General features: G+C 63.0%; 1 protein-coding gene and 4 tRNA genes. 4 read left to right on the plus strand and 1 reads right to left on the minus strand.

Features of this window, described 5'->3' with window-relative positions; genetic code table 11:
- Nucleotides 1-301: 301 nt before the first annotated feature.
- Nucleotides 302-400: transfer RNA gene (locus tag ACE3UY_RS12035), tRNA-Sec, on the minus strand.
- Nucleotides 401-564: 164 nt separating this feature from the next.
- Here ACE3UY_RS12035 and ACE3UY_RS12040 point away from each other — a divergent pair.
- From ACE3UY_RS12040 to ACE3UY_RS12055, 4 genes are all read left to right on the plus strand, one after another.
- Nucleotides 565-637: transfer RNA gene (locus ACE3UY_RS12040), tRNA-Phe, on the plus strand.
- Between the two features lie 29 nt (nt 638-666).
- Nucleotides 667-738: transfer RNA gene (locus ACE3UY_RS12045), tRNA-Gly, on the plus strand.
- A gap of 41 nt (nt 739-779) precedes the next feature.
- A tRNA-Cys gene (locus tag ACE3UY_RS12050) sits at nt 780-853 on the plus strand.
- 144 nt (nt 854-997) lie between these two features.
- Entirely contained in the window at nt 998-2,701 is a 1,704-nt protein-coding gene (locus ACE3UY_RS12055) for a M3 family oligoendopeptidase (RefSeq protein WP_374687764.1), read from the plus strand.
- Nucleotides 2,702-2,933: the final 232 nt, after the last annotated feature.

The following is a 2,933-nucleotide window of genomic DNA, read 5'->3' on the forward strand; positions in this document are numbered from 1 at the left end:
ATAGTCCAGCGGTAGGGCGACCATCTCTTGCCGGCCGCCGTCCGCCGGTCGCCGGAAGGTATTGTCGTAATGGCAATACCTTGAGCATGACGAGAGAGCACCGGATCACGCCTGATTCGCCTAAACTGCGCTGACCACTCGACCCCCGTCATGTCACAAATAGGCTTGAGCGGCACGTAGACCCGCTGCTCACACCGCCTTCGCGCACGGCGACGGCGATCACCGTGTCCCCATAGAACTCCATCTGCCGCTGTTCAACGATTTGTAGCGCCCTGTCCGCCATGATAACCCCCCAGGCGACTGGCGGGAGTGGATGGGAGTCGAACCCACCGCCGCTCGCTGTGCGCGACCGGCCAACGGTTTTGAAGACCGCAGCGCCCACCGGGACACAACCACTCCCACCGCTGATTGTCCCGGCCGAGGGCGTGATTGTCAATTGGCGCGTTAGAAACCGAGTTTCTGGCAGAAACCCGGTTTCTAAGACGCTTTCTAAGCGTCACTTGACAGCCCGCGCCCATTCCGATAGAATCCAAGTACCATTAACAATACAGGTACATCCCACTCGCCGGGATAGCTCAGTTGGTAGAGCACTTCACTGAAAATGAAGGTGTCCCCAGTTCGAGTCTGGGTCCTGGCATCGGTTTTGGTTAGAGCAAGTCGAGATTTGCGGGCGTGGTTCAGTGGTAGAACGTCTCCTTGCCAAGGAGAAGGCCACGGGTTCGAATCCCGTCGCCCGCTCTGAATGAAACGGCAGGCCGCAGGGCCTGCCGTCTTGCTATGGCGACGTAGCCAAGTGGTAAGGCAGAGGTCTGCAAAACCTCCATCACCGGTTCGAATCCGGTCGTCGCCTCCAAAACTTCCCATCAAGCTCTTGCAGTCGCAAGAGCTTTCTTTTTTGGTAGAATCGCCACGGTTTAGCAAGACCTGACAGGTGTCGGCGTTGCCGGCCAGCGCCGACACCTGTCAGGTCTAGTCCAGCGAATCGGAGTACCACATCATGTCCCTTTCCCCTATTCCCAATCTCCCCTTCCCCATCGACACCACGAAGTGGGAAACGTTCCAGGAGCGCTATGACCGGCTGGTCAGCGCGCCGCTCGACGGCGACCTGGCCGGCTGGCTGCGCGAGTGGTCGGACTTGAACCGGCTGGTCGAAGAGACGGGCGCGCTGGCTTACATCGAGGCCACGCTCGACACGGCCGACCCCGCGCGAGAGCAGGCCTTCCTCAACTTCGTGGAGAACCTGGAACCCGACTTCCGCCGCGCCGACCAGGCCCTCAAGGAGCGCCTGCTGGCCCAACCGACCGATGGTCTGGGCGACGAGATGCGCGTGCCGCTGCGCCGCATGCGCAACCAGGCCGACCTGTTCCGCGAGGCCAACGTCCCGCTGTTGACCGAACTGGCTAAGCTGGGCAACGAGTACGACAAAGTGACCGGCGGCCTGAAGGCGGCGTGGGACGGTGAGGAGAAGAACCTCAGCCAGCTTGACGCGCTGCTCATCGAGCGCGACCGGGGCGTGCGCGAGCGCGTCTGGCGAACCATGATGGCCCTCTGGGCGAGCCAACGCGGCGAGTTGAACGCCATCTACCAGAAGATGCTGGGCCTGCGCCAACAGGTCGCGGCCAACGCCGGCCTGCCCGACTTCCGCGACTACACTTTTCGCGCTTACAACCGCTTTGACTACACCCCCGACGACTGCCTGCGCTTCCACGACGCCATCGAGGCCGAGGTCGTGCCCGCCGCGGCCCGCGCCTATGAACGGCGGCGCAAGGGGCTGGGACTGAACCAGTTGCGCCCGTGGGACCTGGCCGTCGATACCAGCCCGCAGCCGCCGTTGAAGCCCTACCACGCGCAGGACGAACTCATCCAGGGCAGCCTGAACATCTTCGAGCGGGTCGATCCCGGCCTGGCGCGGCAGCTGGCCGTCATGGCCGAGGAGAACCTGCTCGATCTGGACACGCGGGCGGGCAAGGCGCTGGGCGGCTATTGCAGCAACCTGCCCTGGCGCGGGCGGCCCTTCATCTTTATGAACGGCGCGGGAACCCACGACGACGTGCAGACGATGCTCCACGAGGCGGGCCACGCCTTCCACGCTTTCGAGACGTTCGCCTTGCCCACTATCTGGCAGATGGACGTGCCGATGGAGTTCTGCGAGGTGGCGTCGATGGGCATGGAATTGCTCGCCGCCCCCTATCTGACGAAGGACAACGGCGGCTTTTACACGCCGGCCGAGGCGGCGCGGGCGCGCATCCAGCATCTCGACTCCATCCTGATTTTCCTGCCCTATATGGCCGTCGTTGACGCCTTCCAGCACTGGGTATACACTCATCCCGACGCGGCGCTGGACCCGGCGGCCTGTGATGAGACGTGGGACGCTCTCTGGGGCCGTTTCATGCGCGGCGTGGACTGGACGGGCTTCGAGGCGGAGCGCATGAGCGGCTGGCACCGCAAGCTCCACATCTTCCAGGCTCCGTTCTACTACGTCGAGTACGGCATGGCCCAGGTCGGCGCGCTGCAAGTCGGGCGCAACGCCCGGCGTGATCAGCAGGCGGCCGTGGCGACGTATCGGGCGGCGCTGCGGCTGGGCGGCACGCGCTCGCTGCCTGAGCTGTTCCAGGCCGCCGGGGCCGAGTTCCGCTTCGACCGGCCCATGCTGGCCGACCTGGTGAATCTGATCGAGGAGACTATCAGTCAATTGAAGTAAGCAGCTCACGCAAAGATCGCCAAGGACGCCAAGAACGCCAAAAGAAAGTTCTTCTTTGCGTTCTTAGCGAACTTAGCGCTCTTTGCGTGAGCCTCTTCTAGGAATCTGCGTAATCTGTGAAATCTGTGGATTCTTCTTCCTCTCCCTCCATGGAACCCAGCGCCGCCATGCGCGAATACCTGGCCGAGATTTACCGGCTCCAGGAAGACGCGCCCACGGTTAGCACCACCAG

The organism is Promineifilum sp. (SeqCode), from assembly GCF_041918635.1.
Lineage (GTDB): Bacteria > Chloroflexota > Anaerolineae > Promineifilales > Promineifilaceae > Promineifilum.